Below are 4,237 nucleotides of genomic sequence, written 5' to 3' on the forward strand. Positions count from 1 at the left end.
TTTCTCCGTAAGCCTGGGAATTACCTTCCACAACGGCACTATTATCTTCCAGATTGATGTCGGTATTCAAATCTAAGTTAACCAAATCGTTTTGATAGTAGGTTAGGCCACTTCCGCCTTGTACCTGAGTGTTTTGGTCAAGGGTTTCCATGTGGTTCAGATTCCGAATAATCATAAATTAACCTCCTGATTGTGTGCTAGAGACTGGTAATGACTCTTTATGTTTTACAGCGAAGCTTGTTATTGTAAATCCGCCATTATTGAATATTCAGCGTTTTATGCTTCTCTGTTTTTAGTTTAACGAAGTAAGCGGAACTTGTGTTGCCATTATGGCGAGTTTATTCACAGTTCTAAAGCAACGCTCTTTCGCTTTCAACTATTCTTAGTTTAACGAAGTAAGCGGAACTTGTGTTGCCATTATGGCGAGTTTATTCAAAAACTTTTAAACCGCTTTCCTCGAACTCAACTGTTTTAATCGTAGCGATTGAGAGTGGCGTTGTGTTGCCAGAATGGCAGGCTTCCGGCAAATATATCACAAGTGATACTCCGCAGGTTAGAGAGAGAATTGGCAGGAATGGGAGGGCAGGGGTTGGAGTCTCTCGAAAGTTAGACAAGAAGAAGCAGCGAGAAGGTTGCGATCGCCTATCCCCCAGTGACAACAGCAATGAATTTTCGACTGGAACAAACGGCATTTTGGCTAAATTGCCATTGTGGCAGCGATTTTCCCTGGAATGACAGCCAAATCGACACCGGATGGTGAAACGCAAAGCACAACACTCCATGCCAATCCCGAGATATCATTCATTGTCCCACCGATTGGGTTGGTGCGTCACCCCCGATTTGGATTGGCTTATCTAACCCTGCATGGAGTGGCGGGGGTGAGGCACCTACGAGTATTACAGCAGATCCCCACGAAAAAACCTGCCTAGTGCTGGACCAGACAGGAAAAGCAGACAATGCTAAACTATCAATCGGTGTGGCGACAGTGGAACGGGAATCTCTACCCACATTCGCTCGCACTGAGTTCTGTATAGTAATTCATATTCAAAGCGCTATATCCGCCTCGGACCTTCTCTTTTCGTTCGTCCACCGTTTCTAAATAAGCCAAATCCTTAATCCGCGACTTTCTATTGCTCTTTTCTGGCTCATTGGAAGACTCATCTTTGCTGCGATGTCCGCTTTTTTTGTAACCTTGGCGGTGCTTCTTCATCAATCGGTTGTAAGTCCGATAAGGCATGTAATGCAAGGGATTGTACCCTCCAAATCGCAGGATTAATACGCAGGCCCAAGAATACTTGCCGGCCAAAATGGCGTCGATAACTAAATCGAACTGCTCTTCGCTCATTACTTTGTCTAACTGACGGTTAGCCTGTATGGGATAAGTCATGGTGATGTCTCCTTTACTCCTAAATTTAACTAATCTTTTCCAAGTCAATGATGAACTAGAAATTGATTCCCCCTTCTTTAAGCTGCCGGATCGGGTCTAAAAACAGATCTGCAATCCGGCGCTTGCGGATTACGATATCCGCCTGTGCCGTTTGCCCCGGCTTGAAATAAATCTTTTTTCCATTGTCCATAACATAATTGCGGTCTAACGTGACTTCAACTTTATAAACTTCTCCCAAACGGTCATTGGCTTTTGTATCCGGAGAAATGGAGGTCACTTTACCGGAGACGATGCCGTATTCCTGATAGGGATAAGCATCAAACTTCACCTGAACCTCCATGCCCGTTTCCATAAAACCGGCTTCTCGATTGGGCACGCTGGCGGAAAGAACCAGGGGTGCATCTTCAGCCGCAATTTCGGCAATGGTTTCGCCCGGTTTCACCACTTCGCCGGTGTTACTGAGCGCCAGGGAAAGTACCACGCCATCAACCGGTGCGTAGAGAAAGCGCTCTTCTAACTTCGTCCTCGCACTTTCGAGGCGATTTTTGGTATCGGTAATTCTGCCTTCGAGTTCGGAAATTTCCACTTGGAGGCGATCGATTTGCTGCTGCGATTCGAGTTCAATTCGTTCTGCTTCGGCACGCTTTTGTTTCAGTTGTGCTTGCAGTCGGGTTAATTCGGCTTTTGCTTCTTCGAGCTGACCTCGAGTTTCGGTCATTTTCTCACGCTGATTTCGCAGCGATCGCTCGGCTTCAAATAACCGTTCTTTGACCCGAGTCGCCTCGGAAATTTGCGATCGCAGCAGGGCCGTTTGCCGATCGCGCAATGCCTGACCGGCCTCAAACAACCGTTCTTTGGCGCGAGTGGTTTCGGAAATTTGCGCGCGAACTAAGGCATTTTGCCGATCGCGCATTGCTTGCCGGGCCTCAAACATCTGCTCTCGCGCCCGGGTCTTGTCTGACATCTGCGCTCTGAGCAATGCATTTTCGCGATCGCGCAACGCTTGTTCCGCCTGAAACAATCGCTCTTTCGACACCGCACCTTCATCCACCAACGGCTTTAACCGGCCAATCCGCTCTTTTTGTGCTTCGATATCCACTTTTAACTGCTCGATGAGCTGTTGGCTCTTTTCCTGCAGCGGTGCGACAATTTCTTGCCGTTGCTGCTGCGCCTGCACGTCGCTTTCCAATTGCGCGATTAGCTCTTCGGTCTTCTCTTGCAGGGGTTCGGCTATCTCACTTCTCTCCTGCTGCGCCGCCACATCGGCTCGCAGTTGTTCCACCAGTTCCTGCGCCTGCTGCGCCAACGGTTGCAGGCGATCGCGTCGCGCCTGTAGCGCCGCTTGCTGCTCTTGCAATTGTGCCAGCATCTCGGTGGTGGTTCCTACATTTTCCTGCGCCCGCGCGATCGCCGCTTCCTGAGCCTCGGCATCCGCTTGCGCCATCGCCACCCGGGTTTGCGCTTCCAAACGAATTTGCTCGATCGAATCTTGCTTTTGCACCAATTGCAGTTGTGAGTTTGCCAACTGTTCCTGCAGCCGCTTCACTTCCGCTTCGGCGAGTTTGGTATCCAATTCGGCAATCACCGCACCCTTTTCCACCGTCTCACCTTCTTCTACGGCAATTTTGGCCACCTTTCCCATTTCCACGGGATTCACCTGATATGTATCTCCTTGAGGCACCAGTTCCCCTGGGGCTTGACCTACTTCATTAATGCGTCCCAACCACGCCCAAGTACCAAACACCACGGAAAACACCATTCCCCCCAGGAGAACGTACCGTCCAAATGCGGCGGGTGGTTTTTCTAGCAAGCTGTGAACCGAGGGAGACCAATTCGACTCTTCCGCTTCGGCTTCGCGATCGCGCGGTTCCTCATTCTTCTCATTATGAGAGCCATCGGGGATTGAAGGCGGCGACGATGCGGAACTAGCAATTCCCCCATAAATACCACTGGGGCGATCGCAAATCTCCGTCTCCTCCTCCTCGCGGGAAAGATTCTCAAACTGCAATCTACCCCCCTGACGAGGGGACTTTTCTTCCTTCCACCCTTTTCCCGTTTTCGTCTTAGAATTGTTTGCCCGAATCTTAAACTTCATCACTCAATTTTCCTTTATCCACGACTTACCTCAACCGATGCCATTGTCAACTCAGTTGCTCTAATTGATTGGGGGAGCAGACCCTCGTCTTTGTCCGGTCAGACTCCACATTTAATTTGGGTAAACTTTGGCATATACCTTAGACCAAATATAGAGAATTTTTCTGACAACGAAAAATACATTTTTAAAAATTTCCTACCCGTACATTATAACTCAAATCTGGAGTATTTTCTGCCAAATTAGCCCTGGGGTTACAAACTTTACTGTTTCTTTAAAAAAAGCGACCGATTATATCAAAATAACCGAGATTTTTAAAGATTTTGTAAAAGCGAGTTTTAAATCATAAATCGGGAATTTCCCGCAGCAGTAAGGGGCAGGATTGCTTCCGCAAAACTCACCCCTCCAAAAAACGGCAAAAAATTTCAAATCAATTGCCAACCTTTACCGAAAAAGCCAATTTAAACCCCAACCTGAATATCCAATTAAAGGTCGAGCTGTTGCTGCGCGAGGTGATAGTACAATCCTCCCACATCCATCAGTTCGCTATGGGAGCCTTGTTCCACCAACAAACCGCGATCGAGTACCAAAATACAGTCCGCATTTCGCACCGTAGAAAGACGGTGAGCGATGATAAAAGTGGTGCGATCGCGACGGATGCGCTCCAGATTTTGCTGGAATCGACGTTCCGACTCGGTATCCAGAGAACTGGTCGCCTCATCCAAAATTAAAATCTGCGGATTGCCCAACAACGCCCG

General features: G+C 48.3%; 2 protein-coding genes and 1 pseudogene. All 3 read right to left on the bottom strand.

What is annotated here, in order from left to right; all coding sequences use genetic code 11:
• Positions 1 to 1,000 precede the first annotated feature (1,000 nt).
• Positions 1,001 to 1,387: a HetP family heterocyst commitment protein gene (locus AC0QH1_RS26870; protein WP_324634534.1), complete on the bottom strand. Its 387-nt coding sequence runs from the start codon at positions 1,385 to 1,387 to the stop codon at positions 1,001 to 1,003.
• Between the two features lie 55 nt (positions 1,388 to 1,442).
• Positions 1,443 to 3,482, bottom strand: a complete 2,040-nt coding sequence (locus AC0QH1_RS26875; protein WP_324634535.1) for a beta-barrel domain-containing protein — start codon at positions 3,480 to 3,482, stop codon at positions 1,443 to 1,445.
• A gap of 482 nt (positions 3,483 to 3,964) precedes the next feature.
• Positions 3,965 to 4,237, bottom strand: a pseudogene (locus tag AC0QH1_RS26880) (multidrug ABC transporter permease); the annotation flags it as partial.

Source organism: Phormidium sp. CCY1219 (assembly GCF_055795085.1).